At 63.1% G+C, this 18,290-nt stretch carries 15 protein-coding genes and 1 pseudogene; 12 read left to right on the plus strand and 4 right to left on the minus strand.

Annotated features, from left to right (window positions below; translation table 11 throughout):
* Nucleotides 1-26 precede the first annotated feature (26 nt).
* The gene (locus ACTJK6_RS11860) at nucleotides 27-1,019 is read right to left on the minus strand and encodes a hypothetical protein (protein WP_440839112.1); all 993 of its coding nucleotides are present in this window, start codon (nucleotides 1,017-1,019) and stop codon (nucleotides 27-29) included.
* Between the two features lie 743 nt (nucleotides 1,020-1,762).
* On the opposite strand from ACTJK6_RS11860, the pseudogene ACTJK6_RS11865 reads away from it, so the two are divergent.
* Both ACTJK6_RS11865 and ACTJK6_RS11870 read left to right on the plus strand, forming a co-directional pair.
* Nucleotides 1,763-3,343: pseudogene (locus ACTJK6_RS11865) on the plus strand (methyl-accepting chemotaxis protein); the annotation flags it as partial.
* A 333-nt stretch (nucleotides 3,344-3,676) separates the two neighbouring features.
* On the plus strand, nucleotides 3,677-4,123 hold the full coding sequence (locus ACTJK6_RS11870; RefSeq protein WP_440839113.1) for a lipocalin-like domain-containing protein: 447 nt from the start codon (nucleotides 3,677-3,679) through the stop codon (nucleotides 4,121-4,123).
* Nucleotides 4,124-4,233: 110 nt separating this feature from the next.
* Here ACTJK6_RS11870 and ACTJK6_RS11875 read toward each other — a convergent pair whose 3' ends face one another.
* Nucleotides 4,234-4,761, minus strand: a complete 528-nt coding sequence (locus ACTJK6_RS11875) for a hypothetical protein (protein ID WP_440839114.1) — start codon at nucleotides 4,759-4,761, stop codon at nucleotides 4,234-4,236.
* A 12-nt stretch (nucleotides 4,762-4,773) separates the two neighbouring features.
* Nucleotides 4,774-5,520: a nitroreductase gene (locus tag ACTJK6_RS11880; RefSeq protein ID WP_440839115.1), complete on the minus strand. Its 747-nt coding sequence runs from the start codon at nucleotides 5,518-5,520 to the stop codon at nucleotides 4,774-4,776.
* 186 nt (nucleotides 5,521-5,706) lie between these two features.
* Between ACTJK6_RS11880 and ACTJK6_RS11885 the strand changes: the two genes are divergently transcribed.
* From ACTJK6_RS11885 to ACTJK6_RS11915, 7 genes are all read left to right on the plus strand, one after another.
* On the plus strand, nucleotides 5,707-7,245 hold the full coding sequence (locus ACTJK6_RS11885) for a winged helix-turn-helix domain-containing tetratricopeptide repeat protein (RefSeq protein ID WP_440839116.1): 1,539 nt from the start codon (nucleotides 5,707-5,709) through the stop codon (nucleotides 7,243-7,245).
* 167 nt (nucleotides 7,246-7,412) lie between these two features.
* A complete protein-coding gene (locus tag ACTJK6_RS11890; RefSeq protein ID WP_260801444.1) occupies nucleotides 7,413-7,736 on the plus strand; it encodes a hypothetical protein in 324 nt (107 codons plus the stop codon).
* A 99-nt stretch (nucleotides 7,737-7,835) separates the two neighbouring features.
* Nucleotides 7,836-8,726 (plus strand): LysR substrate-binding domain-containing protein, encoded by an 891-nt coding sequence (locus tag ACTJK6_RS11895; RefSeq protein ID WP_343619143.1) that lies wholly within the window; start codon nucleotides 7,836-7,838, stop codon nucleotides 8,724-8,726.
* A gap of 149 nt (nucleotides 8,727-8,875) precedes the next feature.
* Nucleotides 8,876-9,625 carry an SDR family NAD(P)-dependent oxidoreductase gene (locus ACTJK6_RS11900; RefSeq protein WP_440839117.1) on the plus strand — a complete coding sequence of 250 codons (750 nt, stop codon included), beginning with the start codon at nucleotides 8,876-8,878 and terminating at the stop codon, nucleotides 9,623-9,625.
* A gap of 97 nt (nucleotides 9,626-9,722) precedes the next feature.
* Nucleotides 9,723-11,048 carry an MFS transporter gene (locus ACTJK6_RS11905; RefSeq protein ID WP_433867837.1) on the plus strand — a complete coding sequence of 442 codons (1,326 nt, stop codon included), beginning with the start codon at nucleotides 9,723-9,725 and terminating at the stop codon, nucleotides 11,046-11,048.
* A gap of 54 nt (nucleotides 11,049-11,102) precedes the next feature.
* Entirely contained in the window at nucleotides 11,103-11,954 is an 852-nt protein-coding gene (locus ACTJK6_RS11910; RefSeq protein ID WP_440839118.1) for a transketolase, read from the plus strand.
* Nucleotides 11,951-12,952, plus strand: a complete 1,002-nt coding sequence (locus ACTJK6_RS11915; RefSeq protein WP_440839119.1) for a transketolase family protein — start codon at nucleotides 11,951-11,953, stop codon at nucleotides 12,950-12,952. Before ACTJK6_RS11910 ends, ACTJK6_RS11915 begins: the two co-directional genes overlap by 4 nt.
* 186 nt (nucleotides 12,953-13,138) lie before the next feature.
* Here ACTJK6_RS11915 and ACTJK6_RS11920 read toward each other — a convergent pair whose 3' ends face one another.
* A complete protein-coding gene (locus ACTJK6_RS11920; protein WP_440839120.1) occupies nucleotides 13,139-13,537 on the minus strand; it encodes a hypothetical protein in 399 nt (132 codons plus the stop codon).
* Between the two features lie 168 nt (nucleotides 13,538-13,705).
* Here ACTJK6_RS11920 and ACTJK6_RS11925 point away from each other — a divergent pair, with 168 nt between their 5' ends.
* The 3 genes from ACTJK6_RS11925 to ACTJK6_RS11935 all read left to right on the plus strand — a co-directional run bounded on the left by ACTJK6_RS11925 (nucleotide 13,706) and on the right by ACTJK6_RS11935 (nucleotide 17,832).
* The gene (locus tag ACTJK6_RS11925) at nucleotides 13,706-14,044 is read left to right on the plus strand and encodes a hypothetical protein (protein WP_433867836.1); all 339 of its coding nucleotides are present in this window, start codon (nucleotides 13,706-13,708) and stop codon (nucleotides 14,042-14,044) included.
* A gap of 263 nt (nucleotides 14,045-14,307) precedes the next feature.
* The gene (locus tag ACTJK6_RS11930; RefSeq protein WP_440839121.1) at nucleotides 14,308-15,327 is read left to right on the plus strand and encodes a dienelactone hydrolase family protein; all 1,020 of its coding nucleotides are present in this window, start codon (nucleotides 14,308-14,310) and stop codon (nucleotides 15,325-15,327) included.
* A 375-nt stretch (nucleotides 15,328-15,702) separates the two neighbouring features.
* Complete coding sequence (locus ACTJK6_RS11935) at nucleotides 15,703-17,832, plus strand: hypothetical protein (RefSeq protein ID WP_440839123.1); 2,130 nt, start codon at nucleotides 15,703-15,705, stop codon at nucleotides 17,830-17,832.
* Nucleotides 17,833-18,290 lie beyond the last annotated feature (458 nt).

An 18,290-nucleotide genomic window follows, 5' to 3' on the forward strand; every position in this document is an offset into this window, starting at 1 on the left:
ACTGAGTCGGGCCCGCCGCATACGCATCACAGCCCATGCCGCGCCCGGTATGCAGCTTCCGCGCCCGCATGGTCCGGGGTTTCGTTGAAGTAATTCGCGCGCTCATCTTCCTCTTGGTGGATCGACTGCAACTCGCTGGCGGTCAATTGGCGAGGCGTCGGGCGCGCCGCACGCCTGAGCCCAACGGCGGCAGGCGCCGGCTGGCGGGCCTCATGGTCTGCGTAGGCCTGCTGATAGTTCGGCATTTCATTGTGATAGCGGGCACGCTCGTCTTCAGCGTGCGCAATCTGGGCGCGCTGCACATGGTCGAGCGTGGGCGGGGCGGCGCGTTGGACGCGCGGTGGTGCGGACTGTGCGCGGCGTTCCGGCGCTGGATTGTGGCGCGCGAGATAGCTGGCGTAGTTCGCACGGGCGCCGCTGTAGTCCGCATGCGCGTAGCCGTGATAAGCGGCCTCGTCCTCCGCTTCCCGCTCAAAGTCGGCCAGCGTCAGCGTCGGGGCGGTGTTCTGACGTGCGGGCGTGGCAGGTGCGCTTGCCGGACGCCGCCGCTGGCTTGCAAACGCCTCCAGGTCCTTGAAGCTCAGCTTGGTCGGTGTGGCAGGCGGGCGGTGCGGTGCTGCCGCAGGCATCCGTGGCGTGGATACGCGCGGTGCCGGCGAAGCACTTCCCCTCGGGGGAGCCGCGTGCACGGTTGCCGGTTTGAGCGAGGCAACGAAGTGATCCAGGTTCAGATTGCGCGTATGGCTGTCCTTGATACTCAGGATGACCTGCATCTGCTGCAGCAGCTTGACGGATTGCGCGGGGGGCAAACCGGCAACGTGTCGATCCAGCGTTTCCATGGCCTCGATCGGTTTGCGCCACGCCTGCTTGCCATGCTCGGTCGGCAGATGCTCGATCTGGCTCAACACCCGCGCGCGATGATGCTGGACCGACGTATTGCCACCAGACACGCCATGACCTGGCGTACGCACCGATCTGGGTGGCCCCGCAACTTCGCGCCGCACGGGGGCGTTGGCCATGGGGGGGTGCTGGACGGATGGCCGCACCTGCACAGCCGGTCGGGCAACCTGTGGTTTGGCCGGTGGCTCCGCGGGCCGATTGATATGCAGCATCCTCTGCAGCGCGCGCCCCGCACGACGCGGGCTCGCGGCTAGCGACGCCAAGACCCCCTGCCGAGACCGAACCTGTTTGCCATTGGGCTGCTGCTGCGGCGCTACGTTTTCCTTGTTCGCCAAGGTACTGTGATGTGGCAGCGTGGTGGATGCCGAGCCAATGCGATGGTTGCCCATGGACTTCATTCCCAAGATTCGGAAGGAGAAAGACGACGATCCGGTGCCCTGCGCAACCGCCTAGCGTCAACGACCATGTTAGAGCGGCACCCGCCGCGTGCTGCCGCCGCCACGAAACGCCAGTGCATCCAGCGAAGTTGCTGGGCCATGCAGGAAGCGGAACCGCTCTTCCCTCCTCAAGCGACCACGCATCGCCCCCTCCAAAAAGACTAATCACCGGTTGGCCCTGTGCAACTACCTGCCCAGGCAACGTGCGCCACTGCGGCAATTCGCCCTCGTGCTGGACTGAGATCGCGCCGGTCCATGACGCTCGCGTTGGCTGCGCCAATTCTCAAAATTGCTCACATAGAGAGGATTACCCCCACTTGGTCGCTACAGCATCAAGTTTCCCTGCCGTTGCAAGTTTCGAGCAGCGCCATCGGGGCCTGCCATCAACAAACGGCGCGGTTAAAAGGCCGAACGGGGAAATCACAATGAGCATCAACAATTTGACGGTGCGCGCCAAGCTCACCGTGGCGTTTGGCTTTCTGGCGGGGCTGGTGTTGCTGGTTTCCGCGCTGGCAGTGCAGGCGCTGAGCGAGTCGAACGCGCGTTTTTCAAAGTACGTGAACGGCGTCAACGCCCGGGCCGTGCTGTCGGAACGTGTGCGCACGGCTGTGGACCGCCGCGCCATTGCGGCACGTAACCTCGTACTCGTCACGAAGCAGTCAGACATCGATCTGGAAAAGGCCGCCGTTACGCAGGCGCATGAAGACGTGCAGAGCCGCCTGGGCAAACTCAAGGAGTTGACCGCGCAAGCCGGAGACACCGATGACCGTGCACGGGCCCTGGTTGCTGACATCGACAGCATTGAGGTCAAGTACGGCCCCGTGGCGCTTGCCATCGTCAACGCGGCGCTGACTGGCAAGCATGAAGAATCCATCACGATGATGAACGAGCAGTGCCGCCCGCTGCTGGCCGCCCTTATCAAGGCAACCAATGCCTACAGTGAACACGCCCGCGAGCGCGCACACGAGATGGAGCAGCAGTCTGCCGAGCGCTACGCCTTCCAGCGCACGCTGCTCATCGGCATCTGCCTTGCCACCGTGCTGGGTGCCTTGGCTGCCGGCATTCTCATCACCCGTGGCCTAACCCGCGCACTGGGCGCCGAACCCGATGCCCTGAGCGACATCACGCGCCGCGTAGCCTCCGGAGACCTGGGCCCCGTGCCAGGCGGCACAACCGCACCGCGCGGCAGCATTCTCGCCTCCATGTCAGAGATGCAGGCCAGCCTTGTCAAACTGATCGACCAGGTTCGGCAAGCCGCGCACGGCATTGCCAGCGATGTGGGCCAGATTGCCAGCGGCAATCAAGACCTCTCGTCGCGCACTGAACAGCAGGCTTCGTCTTTGCAGGAGACCGCTTCCAGCATGGAAGAGCTGACCTCCACCGTGAAGCAGAACGCCGACAACGCCCAGCAAGCCAGCGTGCTCGCATCGGACGCCTCGGAGATTGCCCAGCGCGGCAGTGCCGTGGTCGGCAACGTCGTCGACACCATGAGCGACATCCGCAGCAGCTCGACCAAGGTGGTCGACATCATTGGCCTGATTGAAGGCATTGCGTTCCAGACCAACATCCTCGCGCTCAACGCCGCAGTGGAAGCCGCCCGCGCCGGCGAGCAAGGCCGCGGCTTTGCCGTGGTGGCCAGTGAAGTGCGCAGCCTCGCGCAGCGTTCGTCCAGCGCCGCCAAGGAGATCAAGGAACTCATCAGCACCTCGGTGCAGAAGATCCAGGACGGCTCCACGCTGGTGGAAACCGCCGGCAAGACCATGACCGAAGTCACCCAGGCCGTGGCCCGCGTGACCGACATCATGGGCGAGATTGCCGCCGCCTCTGTCGAGCAGAGCCGCGGCATCGAGCAGATCAACCTGGCGATCACGCAGATGGACGAAGTGACCCAGCAGAACGCCGCGCTGGTCGAACAGGCAGCGGCTGCATCCACATCCTTGGAAGGCCAGGGGCAGCAACTGAGTCATGCGGTGGCGTTCTTCCGGTTGCACGGAGCGAGTTCGGCGGCTTGATGCGGCAGACGAGCCAGAAGCGTAGCCACCCCGATCGCCTCGCACACTGAGAGCGCCGGGGACGGGAATCGTGCGCGTCTGAATTTACAGGCCAGCGAAGTGGATTCTGCCCGCGGCCAGGCGCGGGCTTCGCCCCTCGGTCGCTCGTCGGCCATCAGGTATCACTTGTTCGCTCACTCACTCCGACACAGAAACACCGGCTTTACACGAACGGCAGATCTTCTCTGCGGGAACTATCCTTGTTTTCGAGCCGGCTGGCGTGGAATTCGCCTGTCCGGCAACGATATTTCCGACGATTCGCCCAACGGGATACAAGGAGCGCCAGCCATGTCGGATCAGCAAGAAAGCGCGCTTCGCACGCAGATACTTGGAAACTGGCGCATGCAGTCCTGGACGCGTCGGATAGTGGATACGGGCGAGCGAACGGATGCGCTCGGCCCGCATCCGTTTGGCTACATCAACTACTCCGCGGACGGGCGCGTGATGGTCTTCGTGCTCAGGAGTGGGCGCCTGCGACCCACTTCAAGTCCGCCGAACAATGCGGAAAAGGTCGCGCTCTTCGATTCCATGTTTGCGTACGTCGGAACCTATATCGTGGAATCCGATCGGGTCATTCATACCATCGACGGTAGTTGGAACGAGCTTTGGACGGGCACGCAACAGGTGCGCTTTATTTCACTTGAAGGTGCTAGGCTGGTCTACGGCACGCCGGAAACTGTCGATCCGCTGGATGGCAAGCTCTGCACATACGAGGTCACTTTTTCCCGCGCCTGAGAATGCGCCCGCAAACCACCAGTGGAGCTTTTTTGGGTCTGATCGCCGGGCGAGAGCACGGGCGCCCACGTATTCCGGCCCTCCGTCGCACGACGTCGGTCCGGTCCGTGTCAGCGATTGGAAAGCGCCGTTTCCGCCCAGCGTCGCTGTAAGGCCGCCGTGGCAGGGTCATGGGCTTCGAGTTTGACTCGCAGCGATGAGATGAGTCCGTCGTGAAACTCGAACACGTAGCCACCGACAAGTCGTACGACGCCTCCGTGCCGCTCCTCCTGGAGGATCGTCTCCCCATGCGTGCGCAGCGACTGTCCGTCGAACCGCTGGTCCCGCAAGGGCAAGGGCGTCTGCCCGGCGCTCAGGGACCTGATGTAGCGGTCTCGAATCGCAGCCCTTCCGATGCAGGGCACCGCTGGCGGGCAATCGGGGCCCGCGATCACGACAGCATCGTCAGTGAACTGTTCGGACGCCAGATCGGCGCGGCCCATGCTGACCCAGTGAATGAAATCGTAGTAGGCGCGCACGGGAGAGACATCGTCCGCCACGCAAGGCAGGGCTACCTGCAGAGTTGCGAATCCGAGTGCCGCAGAAATAATCGCTGTCGGTCTGCAGGCGACCCGCAAGAATGGCTTCAAGACAGTCATGAGTCCCTCCTGCTAATCGGTGTCCGAGCTGCTCACGAATTCTTGATATGGCGCACCGGTCGTGGAGCTGGTGTCCGGCCGCGGCGCCGCATCAAACCCATGCCAAAAGGTGAACGAGGCCACCGGGTTACGGGGCATGTGGACTTGGTTGACGGCTGCCTCGCGATCCGGATATCCCAGTGACATGCCGCATACCAGCGCTTCGCCGGCAGCGAATCCGAGGTGCCGCGCAATCAGCCTTTCGTAGCGCAGAAAGGCCACCTGGGGACACGTGGCGAGACCGCGGGCATGAGCCGCGAGCATCAGCGTCTGCAGGAACAGCCCGATGTCGAGCCAGCTATGACGCGTCAAGCGCGCGTCGATCGAAAACATCAGGCCGACGGGTGCATCGAAGAACGTAAAGTTGCGCGCAGTCTGGCGCGCACGGGCGGCAGTGTCATCAGGGGCGATGGACAGCGAGGCGTAGTAGCGGCGACCGAACTCCGCCTGACGCGCCGTGCATTCCGACGGCGGCGTGCTGGGAAACGGCGTGAACGGCGGCTCAGTGTTCTCGGCATGTAAGGCAAGGATCGCATCGACCAATGCCTGGCGCGCTTCGCCGCAGAGAACGTGCACCCTCCAAGGTTGTGTGTTGAAGGTGCTGGGTGAGCGCGTAGCGACATCAAGGATGTCGGCCACAAGCTCACGCGCGACGGGATGCGGCAAGAACGCCCGGATGGTGCGGCGGCAACGAACGACGTTGTCGAATGCCGCGGCCACGTCGGCCTGTCGGGGCATGGGCGCGTGCCGCGCCTTGTCGGCGCGAAGGGGTAAGGACGATACTGGAGCTTTCATGGCTGGGCCCTTGGATCGGCGGCGAGATCATGGCGACCTCGACGCGATGTTGTGCGATAGCCGACAGCAGGTCCTTGGTTCAGGTCCTGAATTCTCTGGAGTTCTCATCGCATGGCCCAGGAAGAATTCGTTCTCGGCGTCTTCCGCCTCGATCCGACCCGGCGCCTGCTGCGTCGCGACAATCAGGCGATCGAGCTCAAGCCCAAGGCGTTCGACATTCTTTGTGTGCTGGCGGGGGCGCGCGGCGCGGTCGTCACGAAGGACGAACTGATGTCACAGGTCTGGCCCGGACTCGTCGTCGAGGACAACAACATCCAGGTCCACGTGTCGGCACTGCGCAAGGTTCTTGCGAAGGACGAGAGCGGTACCGTCCACCTGATGACCGTTCCGGGCCAGGGGTACCGCCTGCTCGGCGTCGGGTCCGATCGGGCGGCCGTGCCGCCTGGGCTCGATTCCACAGCACGCCACGGCCCGACATTGGCGGTGCTGCCCTTCGCTTATCTTGGCGACAACCCTGCGCAGGAGTACTTCGCTGAAGGCGTGGTCGACGACATCATCACAGGGCTGTCACGCGTCAAGTGGCTCGCTGTAGTCGCGCGACACTCGAGCTTCGTGTTCCGCGGATCCGGGGTCGACCTCGAGCGCGCCGCGCGCGAACTCCATGCCGACTATCTCCTGCATGGCAGCTTCCGCCACTGTGGCGATCGGATCCGCATCTCGGCGCACCTGACCGAGACAGTGCGTAGCACGCAGGTCTGGGCCGAGCGTCACGAATGTAGGATCGATAATGTGTTCGATTTGCAGGACGAAATCGCGTACCGCGTGCTCGGCGCGATCGAACCCGGTTTGCGTCGCTCCGAGATCGAGCGCATCCGCCGCAAGCGCCCCGAGGATCTGGATGCTTATGACCTCGTATTGCGCGCGCTGCCCCACATCTACAAGTTGATGCCTGCGGCCTGCGCACCGGCTATCCCGTTGCTGCAACGCGCGCTCGCGCTTGAGCCCGACTACGCGCTCGCCCAGGCGACACTGGCATGGTGCCATCACGTCCGCTTCAGTCGGGGCGGGCTTGAAGCGGCCGAGCGCGAGGCGTCGATCCAGTATGCGCGCGCCGCGGTCGCCCTCGGGGGCGATGACGCGCTGGCGCTCGCGATCGGCGCGTTCGTGCTCTGGTTCGATGCTCACGACATCGCGGCCGCGTTCGACATATTCGACCGCGCGCTGGCGCTCAGTCCGTCCAACGTGGTCGCATTGGCCACAAGTGCGGTCGCGCTTGCCTGGTCGGGGCGCGCAGTATTGGCCGTCGAGCGGGCGCGGCGGGCCCTGCAGCTCAGCCCGTTCGATGCTTTGCGCTATCTGGCGTACCAGGCACTCTCCGGTGCGAACTTCCAATTGCGCAACTATGAGCAGGCCCAAGTTGACGCTCGCCGGGCGGTCGAATCGAACCCAAGCTTCAGCGTGCCATATGCCTATCTGTGCGCTGCACAGGTTCGGCTAGGAACGCTCGATGACGCCCGAGACACGGCCCGTCGCATGCTGGGCATTGATCCGGGATTCCGCATCTCCCGCTTTCGTGTAACAGTGGGCGTCAACGAAGCGGTGTTCGATGACTTCGCGCAGGCCTGGCGTGAAGCCGGAATTCCCGACTGAGGGAAGTCGTCCCAGGCTTGACGAAATGCCTGCGGGCAGGCCCTGGCCCGAGGAAGCTGTCCTGCCTGCGCCAACCGCAAGGGCACTTCCGCGCGGTAGCCGAAGAAGCCCCCGGGCGCTACGATCCATGCTCGCCATCCGTTTCTTCGCTGCCGAAGGCTTCTTCAATGCCACGTCACCATCACCACGTCTACGTCGTCGAGCTGTCGCGGCAAGTGCTGGGCGAAGCGCGCTTCGTGAAAGCCAATCCCGATTACCTCGGCGACAAGCCATGCGTCTATGTCGGCATGACAGGACAGTCGCCGGACGTGCGTTTTGATAAGCACAAGGCGGGGCTGAAATCGAACCGGTTTGTGCGCGAGTACGGCCTGCGTCTGATGCCCGAGCTGTACGAATGTTTCAATCCGATGCCTTACGAGGCGGCGCGGGAGATGGAAGTTGAGCTGGCGATCGGATTGCGTGAGGAAGGGTATGCCGTGTGGCAGGCGTGAACCGGTGATGGACGCGGCAGCGGTACGCGTGGGAGAGTTCGGGCGATAAGATAGCTTCCGTGCTTCATCAGCCGCCGATCAACCTCTGCCACGCAAAAGATGCGTATTCCTCCAATGAAGGCGATCATCGCGTTCGAGTCCGTCGCGCGGACCAAGAGCGTGAATCGTGCCTCCGAAGAGTTGGGGCTGACGGCCTCTGCCGTCAGCCATCAGATCAGCAACCTGGAAGCGGCGATCGGGCAGCCGCTCTTTTTCCGGCAAGGCCGCGGTCTGGTCCTGACGCCCGTTGGTGAGCAATACCTGCGCGACGTGACAGGGGCGCTGGCCGAGCTCAACCGCGCCACCGAACGTGCCTCCAGCCGTACCGACGTCGAGATCCTTCGCGTGCACTCCAGCCCCAGCTTTGGCCTGATGTGGCTGTTGCCCCGGCTCGCCGCATTCCAGGAGGATCACAGCGACATTCGGTTGAACGTGTCGTGTTCGTATGAAGACGTGTCGTTCACCAGCGGCTTCTACGACCTCGACATCCGCTACGGCCACGCGCATTGGCGCGACGTGCAGATCAGGACCTTGCGCACCGAGCACATCGCTCCCCTGGCTTCACCGGCATACCTTGAGCGGCACCCCGTGCAGTCGCCGCAAGACTTACTCGCGCATCGGCTCATTCGGTCGGAGACGCCGATCGTGCAGTGGCAGCAGTGGTTTGCACGCGTTGGCGTCGAGCACATGCACGTGTCGTTCGACTTCGCCTTCGACCGTTCGTACATGTCGCTCGAGACTGCGGCGCTCGGCCTGGGCGTCGCACTGGAGAGCACGTTGCTCGCATCTGTCCTGATCGACCACGGCCGGCTCGTGCCGGTATTTGGCAAGGACCACGCGCTGGAGGTGGCGGGCCACCATATCGTGTTCCCGCCCCAGAATGCCGAACTGCCGCGCGTGGCGCGCTTTCTCGCCTGGGTCGACCGGCAGCTCAAAGCCGCGCCCGCCTAACGTGCAGGGGCGGCATGGTGCGCCGCACCAGTGGCGTGCCCAGCGTCATCTGAAAATTTCTCAGCCATAGTTGAATCCAACTGCGTTGATCGAATCGTCTGCTGGAACAACACTGCAGCCAACAAGATTCCAACAGCCAGGAGACAACGATGTTGCTTGAGAACAGGGTCGTGATCGTGACCGGTGCCGCCTCGCCGCGCGGTATTGGGCGAGCCACCGCAAAGGCACTTGCCGCACAAGGCGCGCATGTGGTCGTACTCGACCTGCGGCGTGAAGATGCCGAACAGGCGGCGCGCGAACTCGGTGAAGGCCATCTGGGCCTGGCCTGTAATGTGGCCGATCGGGCTGCGTGCGATGCGGCTGTGCAGGCCACGCTGGCCAAATACGACCGCATTGATGGTCTCATTAACAACGCAGGCATCACCCAGCCTCTGCGCACGCTCGACATCCAGGCGGGCAATTTCGATGCGGTGGTCGACGTCAACCTGCGCGGCACGCTGTACATGTCGCAGGCCGTCCTGCCGCATATGAAAGCACGCAAGCGCGGCAGCATTGTCTGCATGTCGTCGGTGTCTGCGCAACGCGGTGGCGGCATCTTCGGCGGCCCCCACTACAGCGCTGCCAAGGCAGGCGTGCTTGGCCTTGCCAAGGCCATGGCCCGCGAATTCGGCGGCGACAATGTCCGCGTCAACTCCATCACGCCAGGACTCATCCAGACCGACATCACCGGCGACAAGCTCACGCCCGACATGCGCGCCGAGATCATCAAGGGCATCCCCCTTGGCCGGCTCGGCGATGCGGCCGACGTTGCCAACGCGTGCCTGTTCCTGGTGAGCGATCTGTCTGCCTACCTGACCGGCATCACGCTCGACGTGAACGGCGGCATGCTGATTCACTGAACGATCCAACCTACATCGCCACGGCGCGTACACCGGCCGTGGACTTCTTCGAGACACACGCACCCGGGCCCACCCGGGGCACATGGTAGGAGACACCATGACCACGAAGTTTGCATCGCCCTTGCCGGGCGACGAGTCGGCGCGCGCCGATGCGGCCACGTTCGAGTCCCGCACCTACGCCAAGGTTGCGCGTCGGCTCATTCCCTTCCTGATGATCTGCTACCTGGGCGCCTATCTGGACCGCGTCAACGTGGGTTTCGCCAAGCTGCAGATGCTCAACGACCTGCGTTTCAGCGAGACGGTGTACGGCCTTGGTGCCGGCATCTTCTTTCTCGGCTACTTCCTGTTTGAAGTGCCGAGCAATGTGATCCTGCACAAGGTCGGCGCGCGCAACTGGCTCGCACGCATCATGTTGACGTGGGCAGTCATCTCAGCAGCTTTTGCCTTCGTCAACACACCGACGTCGTTCTACGTGCTGCGCTTTCTGCTCGGGGTGGCCGAAGCCGGCTTCGCGCCAGGCGTCATCCTGTACATGACGTACTGGTTTCCGTCGCAGCGCCGGGCCAAGGCATTGTCGATGTTCTTCATGGCGATTCCGCTTGCGGGCATCGTCGGGGGGCCACTGTCGGGCTACATCCTGCACACCTTTCACGATGTGGCGGGGCTGGCTGGGTGGAAGTGGCTGTTCCTGATCGAAGCTTTGCCGTCGCTGCTGCTGGGCGTCGCCATCCTGTTCTATCTCGACAATGGCATCGCACAGGCCAAGTGGCTGACCGACGCAGAGAAGGCCCTGCTTGAGCGCAACGTCGCCGGAGACAACGCGCAGAAGACCGCGCATGGCTCCGTGGGTGCATTCCTCGCAGACCGCCGCCTGTGGCTGCTGGCCGCCATCTACTTCTGCGTGGTGCTCGGGCAATACGGCCTGACATTCTGGCTGCCGACCCTCATCCGCAAAGCCGGTGTGGCCGATCCATTGTGGGTGGGCGTGTTCACTGCGGTGCCGTATATCTGCGCCATCGTCGCGCTGCCGCTGATTGGCATGAGCGCGGACCGCCGCCGCGAGCGCCGTCTGCACCTTGCCGTGCCGATGCTGGTGGCCGCCGGCGGATTCGCCGCACTGCCGCTGATTGGCAACGTGGGCGCTGCGCTGGTGTGCCTGAGCATTGCTGCCGCCGGAATCCTGTCTTCTTCATCGCAATTCTGGTCGTTGCCCACCGCCATGCTGGGCGGTATGTCGGCCGCTGCGGGCATCGCTGCGGTCAACTGCTTCGCCAACCTTGCCGGGTTCTTCTCGCCGGCCATCGTCGGGTGGCTCAACGACCTGACGGGCAAATCAACGGCTGGCCTGATCTTCATCTCCTCAGCCATCGTGCTTGGCGCCGTGCTGGTGTTCTTCGTGCCCGCAAAGACCGTCAACCGTTGAGGCGCTGACTGTCTCTGCCCCCCCCGTGCTTCCAGCTTCATCACAGGAACCATCATGACTTCCACATCATTGCCCCCAACCGACGCCCTGCCCCTGGCCGAGCGCGCTTACCGGATCCGCCGCAACGCCCTGCTGATGGGCGAAGTGCAGGGCCAGGGCTATATCGGGCAAGCGCTCGACATTGCCGACGTGCTGGCCGTCACCTACTTCGGCGCCATGCGCTATCGACCCGAAGACCCCGACTGGGAAGGCCGCGACCGCTTCCTGCTCTCCAACGGCCACTATGCGATCGCGCTCTACGCCGCCTTGCTCGAAGCCGGCATCCTGCCCGCCGAAGAGCTGGAGACATACGGCAGTGACGACAGCCGCCTGCCGATGTCTGGCATGGCCAGCTATACGCCCGGCATGGAGATGTCCGGCGGCTCGCTCGGTCAGGGGCTCACGATTGCTGTCGGCCGCTGCCTCGGGCTCAAACGCAAGGGCTCCGACGCGTTCGTCTACACGCTGTTCTCAGACGGCGAGCTGGATGAAGGTGCCGTGTGGGAGGGTCTGCTGTCCGCCGCGCACTGGAAGCTGGACAACCTCATCGCCGTGGTGGACGTGAACAACCAGCAGGCCGACGGCCCGTCGACGCAGATCATGGCGTTCGAGCCGTTGCTGCCGAAGCTTGAAGCGTTCGGCTGGTTCACCCAGCGCGTGGATGGCAACAACATCGACGCGGTGAAGGCCGCGTTTGACGCAGCGCGCGCACACAAGGGTGCGCAGCCGCGCATGATCATCTGCGATACCCGCATGGGTTGCGGTGTTCCGTTCCTGGAGCAGCGCGAAAAGAATCACTTCATCCGCGTTGACGCGCACGAATGGCAGCTCGCGCTGCAAGCACTGGAAGCCGGGAGGACCGCATGAGCAACACCGTCATCAACAAGCCCAAGCTGAAGACCTCCGCAATGATTGCCTCCATTGCGGGTGAGGGGCAGGCGACACGCCCGGCGCCGTTCGGCCACGCGCTTGCCGAGCTGGCGCGCATGAAGCCGAACGTCGTCGGCATGACGGCAGACCTTGGCAAGTACACCGATCTGCACATCTTCGCCAAGGAATTCCCCGACCGCTACTACCAGATGGGCATGGCCGAGCAACTGCTCATGGGCGCTGCTGCCGGCCTGGCCAACGAAGGTGCGCAACCGTTCGTGACCACCTATGCCGTCTTCGCCACCCGTCGTGCCTACGACTTCATGCACCAGACGATTGCCGAAGACAACCTCGATGTGAAGATCGTCTGCGCGCTGCCCGGCCTGACCACCGGCTATGGGCCGAGCCACCAAGCCGCCGAAGACCTGGCACTGATGCGCGCCATGCCCAACATGACCGTCATCGACCCATGCGACGCGCTGGAGATCGCGCAGATGGTGCCGGCCATTTCGGCGCATGAAGGGCCTGTCTATGCGCGTCTGCTGCGCGGCAACGTGCCCGTGGTGCTCGACGAATACGGCTATCAGTTCGAACTGGGCAAGGCCAAGCTGCTGCGCGACGGCGCCGAAGTGCTCGTCATCTCGTCGGGCATCATGACGATGCGCGCTCTGGAAGTTGCCAAGGCGTTGCAGGGTGACGGCATTGGTGTGGGCGTGCTGCACGTGCCGACGATCAAGCCGCTCGACACCGAGACGATCCTGCGCGAGGCACGGCGCTCGGGCCGGCTCGTGGTGGTGGCCGAGAACCACACCGTGATCGGCGGCTTGGGCGAGGCGGTTGCCGGCACCCTGATGCGCGCCGGCGTGAGCGTGCCGTTCCGCCAGGTTGGGCTGCCGGACGCGTTTCTGGATGCAGGGGCTCTCCCGACGCTGCACGACCGCTACGGCATTTCCACCAATGTCATGGCATCCACGATTCGGAGCTGGTTGGACTGACAGAGTGAGCCTCCGCCCGCGGTGGCGGAGGCAGAGATTTCGCCGCCCAAGGCAGTTAGCGCTGGGCTTGATTGGCTGCCCGTTCAATGAAATCGGCCACCGCTGACGGGTGTGAAACCCGCGACATATGGCTGGATTTGAGCGACATCGTGCGCGCGCCAAGCACGCCTAGCCGGCACGTAGGCGCTAGTTGATCAGATCCTTTGCCGCCTTGCTGCCCTCTTCCATCAGCTTGGCCTGCGCGTTGGCGCGGTTCAGCACGTTCTGCATCTCCGCGCTGCGGATCATGGTGTCGGCCTGCATCTGCATGATGCGCTCCATGCGCGAGTCGGCGTCCCCCTGTGCGCGGGGAAGTTCCGAGCGGCGGTGCTTGGCTTGAGGTTTTGCAGCGGCACCATCACCGCCGGATGCATGTGCGCGCTTGTTGCCGCGCGCGGACAACGCCCCTAGTTGCCCTTGCGATGTACGCGCGGTGCGCTGCGGCCCCTGCGGTTGCGGCGGCTTTATCGGCGACGAGCCCGGCGCGTCGTTGCTACTGATGTGTGTCTGGACGCTCGGTCCGCTGATCTTCGATGGAATCGGCATGGCGGGCAGCTATGGTCAATAACGCTTGCATGCTAGGCGGCCGATTGCAGCGTCCAGCACGATCATGCGAAAGTGCGATCGCATATGCGAAGCCTGCACATACGTCATGGCATATCTCACCATCGCTCGCAACCACTCACACAATCCACTACGCGCTCGGAGGCGTTGATGCAGGTGCTGGACCACGAACCGCAGAGCTGGTTTTTATTTGAAGCGGATGGCGAGCTGTATTTGGATGCCAATTGCAACCATGGCGCTTTTGGCTACAGCTTCATGATTCGGCTGACCACGGCGGAAGTTCAACGGTATCGCGATGCGGGTCGGGATTACCTGAGCTGGCTCGCTCAGGACATACATAACGGCGCGCCGATTTTGTCTGCCAGTTTGTCGCCCTATAAAACCCGGAAGGCGACCAAGGAAGAAGAAGCCGAAGCGAGCACTGCGTTGGCGGCATGGCAGGCGGAGCGGATTCGAGCAATTCGCAGCGCAGTCCAAAACGGCCGATAGCCAGAGGGAGACTGACGGAGTAGTGCCGTTGGCTTTATGGGCGCAAATGGAGTGCGGCCGGGGTAGACAAGAAGAGGGAGAGCTTTCCTGATGGCGAACCGGGAAAATATACGAAGGTATTTCAAAGATTACGTGAACAGTTAGGCTGTACACGTCTGCTTTTTCCCACAGCACTACGCCTGTCCGCCCACACAGCGCATTCCTTCTGCCATATACCTGCGCCTCTGCAAGGCCCGTTTCGCCAATCGACATCCGTCACGTCCATGTCCATTACCCATGCTTCGAGGAAGCTGTCGCCCATTCGCCGTTTGGTTGCCTCGCTGGAGACGAACGCATGCAAACAGCCCATCGTGACCAAAGCCATTCTGATGGCTTGCTTTTTTGCCACCCTGATTGGGCATAGCGTGTTCTTGAGCGTTCCGGCAGAAGCCGCAGAAGCCCTCGCACAAGCCACTGCACCGATCTCGGGTTCTATCGAACCGGAGATCGTCTCCATTACGGTTCCCGATGCAGGCACTTTTGGCGGTGATATCGATATGCGCGCCGAAGTCTACAAACCAGCGGGTATCGGTCCGTTCCCGACATTGATCTTTTCTCATGGCCGCACGGCAGACCGTTTGGATCGCGCCAATTTGAAGCACCCCATCCCGAAAGGGCATGTCCGATATTGGCTTGCAAAGGGCATCGCCGTCGTTGCTCCGATTCGTGTCGGGTATGGCGCGACGGGAGGCCCTGACCTGGAAGCCTCTGGCGCCTTCATCAATGCCACGGGAGTCTGTACCAGCAAACCCGACTTCCCGCATCTTGCGAAGGTCACGCGAGATATCACCCTGACTGCATTGGCATGGACACGTGCGCAGCCTTGGGTCGATAAAGACCGGATTCTTCTTGAGGGTCAATCCGTAGGCGGTTTTGCCGCGATCGCGACAGTCGCGGCCCAACCGCCAGGCGTTATCGGGTACATCAACTTTGCTGGAGGTGCGGCTGGTTGGCCGGACCGCGCACCCGGTCACAGTTGCGACCAGGAACAACTACGCGAAGTCATAGGCGAACTGGGCAAGACTGCGAAGATTCCCGGCTTGTGGCTCTACGCCAAGAACGATCAGTACTGGGGTCCTGACGCTCCCGGTGACTGGTACCGTGCCTTCGCCGCCGGAGGAAGTCCGACAGAATTCGTCCATGCCGCTGAACTGCCAGGGCACGATGGCCATCTTCTGATGTACTACGGCGGCAAGCTCTGGTCGGTTCACGTCGACCGGTTTGTCAAGGCGCTCGGGCTTTAGCAAGTACAAGCGACGTGCCACGCCTCAGTCAGATGCCTGCATTTCACAAATATCCCGGGTGAGCCTGATTAACCATTAACTGGGACGACCGCCCCGGATGGTTAAAGTGTCGACAGACGATTTGGCGGGGTTCGACGTTAAGACAGTCAAGCCATGCGGGTCGCTTGTTTCACGCATATGAAATATGCGAGACGGCAACCTAACCAAACGGTTATCCCACGATGTAGGGATAGATTCCCCCCAGGTTTTTTCTTAGCATCCGCTTGCGCCAGCGCATTCGCCCGCGCGCATACAGAGGTTGCCGCATAACGCTCTTCTATTTATCGAGAACGGTTATGTGCGCAACGTCTTGAAAAACAAAACAGGGGGGTTTTGATGAAAGCACGGTACGCCAAGAGTATCTGGCAAATGAGTTCGGCCGCGACGGCCATTGCATTGGCCGCAGTCACGCTGGTTGCTGGTTGCGGCGGCGGCTCGGATGGCGCCGCTTCGGGCGGCACAAGCACCGCCACGCCCGCAGCCGCCACGCTCACCGGCACCGCTGCCACCGGTAGCGCGCTTGCCAACGCCAACGTTGTCGTGACCGATAGCACCGGCAATTCGCCGTGCGTTGAAACGGCCATCACCACCAGCGCTCTGGGCACGTACACCTGCACGCTCAAATCCGGCGAGACGGCACCGTTCTTCGTGGTCGTGACCGACCCGACCGGCAATACCGCGCCGCTGGTCAGCGTGACGACGACCACGCCGCCCGCAGGCACGCCGCTCACGCTCAATGCCACCCCGCTGACGACTGCCATCCTGGCGCAACTGGCGTCGGACGGAAATCCGCTCACGCTCGTCAATGCCAAGACGGTCGATGCGAACGCCCTCAAGGCCGTCACTGCGAATGTCGTGGCGCAACTGTCGTCGGTGCTGAGCGCCATCGGTGCGCCGGCCAACTACGACCCGTTTGCCACCAGCATTTCCGCCGCCACGGCGTCTGGCGTCGGCAACACGGCCGACCAGATCCTGGACGTGGTGACCGTGTCGAAGGACCCGGCTACCGGCCAACTGCGACTGGGTACGGTGGACGGCACGCCCGTGCCGCTGGCCACCGCCACCAGCGGCGGCTCGGCGCTGCCCGCGCCCGCTGCGAACGTTTCGAGCCTGCCGCAAGGCGCGCAAGCGCTGGCAAATGCGCTGACCGCCTGCTTTGCACTGCCGGCCTCGCAGCGCGTGCTCGGGACAGACTTCACCGTGCCCGCTACGCAAGGCGGCCCGAAGGTGACGTCGATGGCGCCGGCCTGCCAGAACATTGCATCGGACACCAGCAACGCTGGCGGCATCGCCTTCCTGCACAACGGCTACGCGTTCGGGCAGTTGTTCCTCGGCTACCTGATGAGCGATAGCATGACCGGCGCCAAGTTCAGCGTGCCGGAAGTCATGGCGTTCTATCCGGCTGGCTCGCCGTCGTCCCCCACCTACGACACGGCCATCCTGAACACCAAGTTCGTGGATGCCAGCGGCAACCCTGGCAACATCATCGTACTGGTGCGCTACATCGCGTCGGGCACGTCGGCTGCTCACCCGTCCAACTGGTGGGTCGTGGGCAATCAGCAACCGGTGGAAGTCAGCGACCGTCTGCAGGTTCGCCGTGTCGAGCAGGTCAACCCGAACTTTGCGGGCACCAGCGCCAACAGCAACAGCTACAGCCACTTCCAGACGGGCATCCAGTTCTGGATCAACGCCAAGGGCCCGGGCAGCGTCAACGGCAACGGCAGCCTGAGCTTTGCGCGCGTGACTGGGCCGGGCCTGCCGACCAGTGGTCTCGTCTACATCGCCCCCACGGGCGACAGCAACGAGCCGACGCAGGTGTACATGGATGTGAGCAACAAGTTCGGTACGGTTCCGGCCACCACCCGTTGCAGCAACGGCGGTACGGCCACCTATAACTGCCCGAACTTCTGGTTCGCGCGTACGGTCGGCCTGACTGGCTCGGCAGCGACCACACTGGCAGCGCCGCGTAGCGACTTCAGCAATCCGGTCTGGGCGCAGGCGTCGGACAGCCTCGATCCGAACCCCGTCGTGAAGAACGCGCGGTATCAGATCGAACTGTTCTACGGCTCGCAAACCACGCCCGACCGCGTCTATCACAAGACACTGCTGACCGATCTGGTGCAGGCGACGCAAGCCGTGAACCTGCCGTGGAATACCGCAGGCAGCCAGACGCTGGCGGATCTGAACCCGTCCAACAGTGCCACCAACGGTGCGCTGTCTTCGTTGACAGTGGATTGGGCACAGAACCCGTCGGCCCAGCAGATTGGCAGCGCTGCTGTCACGGTGGATACGAAGGGCACCTACAGTGCATCAACCAACGTGGCCCGGGGTGCAACGTCGGCGGTCATCAGCCTGCCGAACTCGCAGCAAGTGCCGGCGCTGACCAGCTCGGGCACGCGCTCGGTACTGTTCAACTACCGCATGCTCGACAACAGCCTGAAGAGCATGGTGTACACGTACAACTAAGCGCGAACGCGAAGCGCAATCCGGCCGGTCCGCATGCTGCCAAGACGGCGCGCGGAAACCGGCGGATCGGTCACGATGGGCGTGCCAGACGGCGCGCCTTTTTTTGCTCATTGGGGCTTAATCCCCCGCTCGCCGCCCTCCAAGCCCCACCCGTGGGGCTTTTTGCCCCGCCGCTGCTGCTTTTTGCAGCAACAGATCGGACCTTTGACCTCGACGCACCACGCTCCGAACCCCACGCATGGGGTTCTGAACTCGACGCGTGACTCTTTTTGCCTCGCCTTTGCTGCTTTTTTCAGCAACACATGCTGCTTTTTTGAGCACGGTCGAGGGTCTGATATCGGCGATTGAGGTTCTGAACTCGGCCATTGGTGTTCTGGACTTGACGGTTGAGGCTCGGAACCAGGCGTGTCAGGCTTTTTGCTCGGCATTTGAGGTTCGGAACTCGGCAATTCGAGTTC

The organism is Ralstonia sp. 22086 (genome assembly GCF_052045975.1).
In the GTDB taxonomy this organism is placed as follows: domain Bacteria; phylum Pseudomonadota; class Gammaproteobacteria; order Burkholderiales; family Burkholderiaceae; genus Ralstonia; species Ralstonia wenshanensis.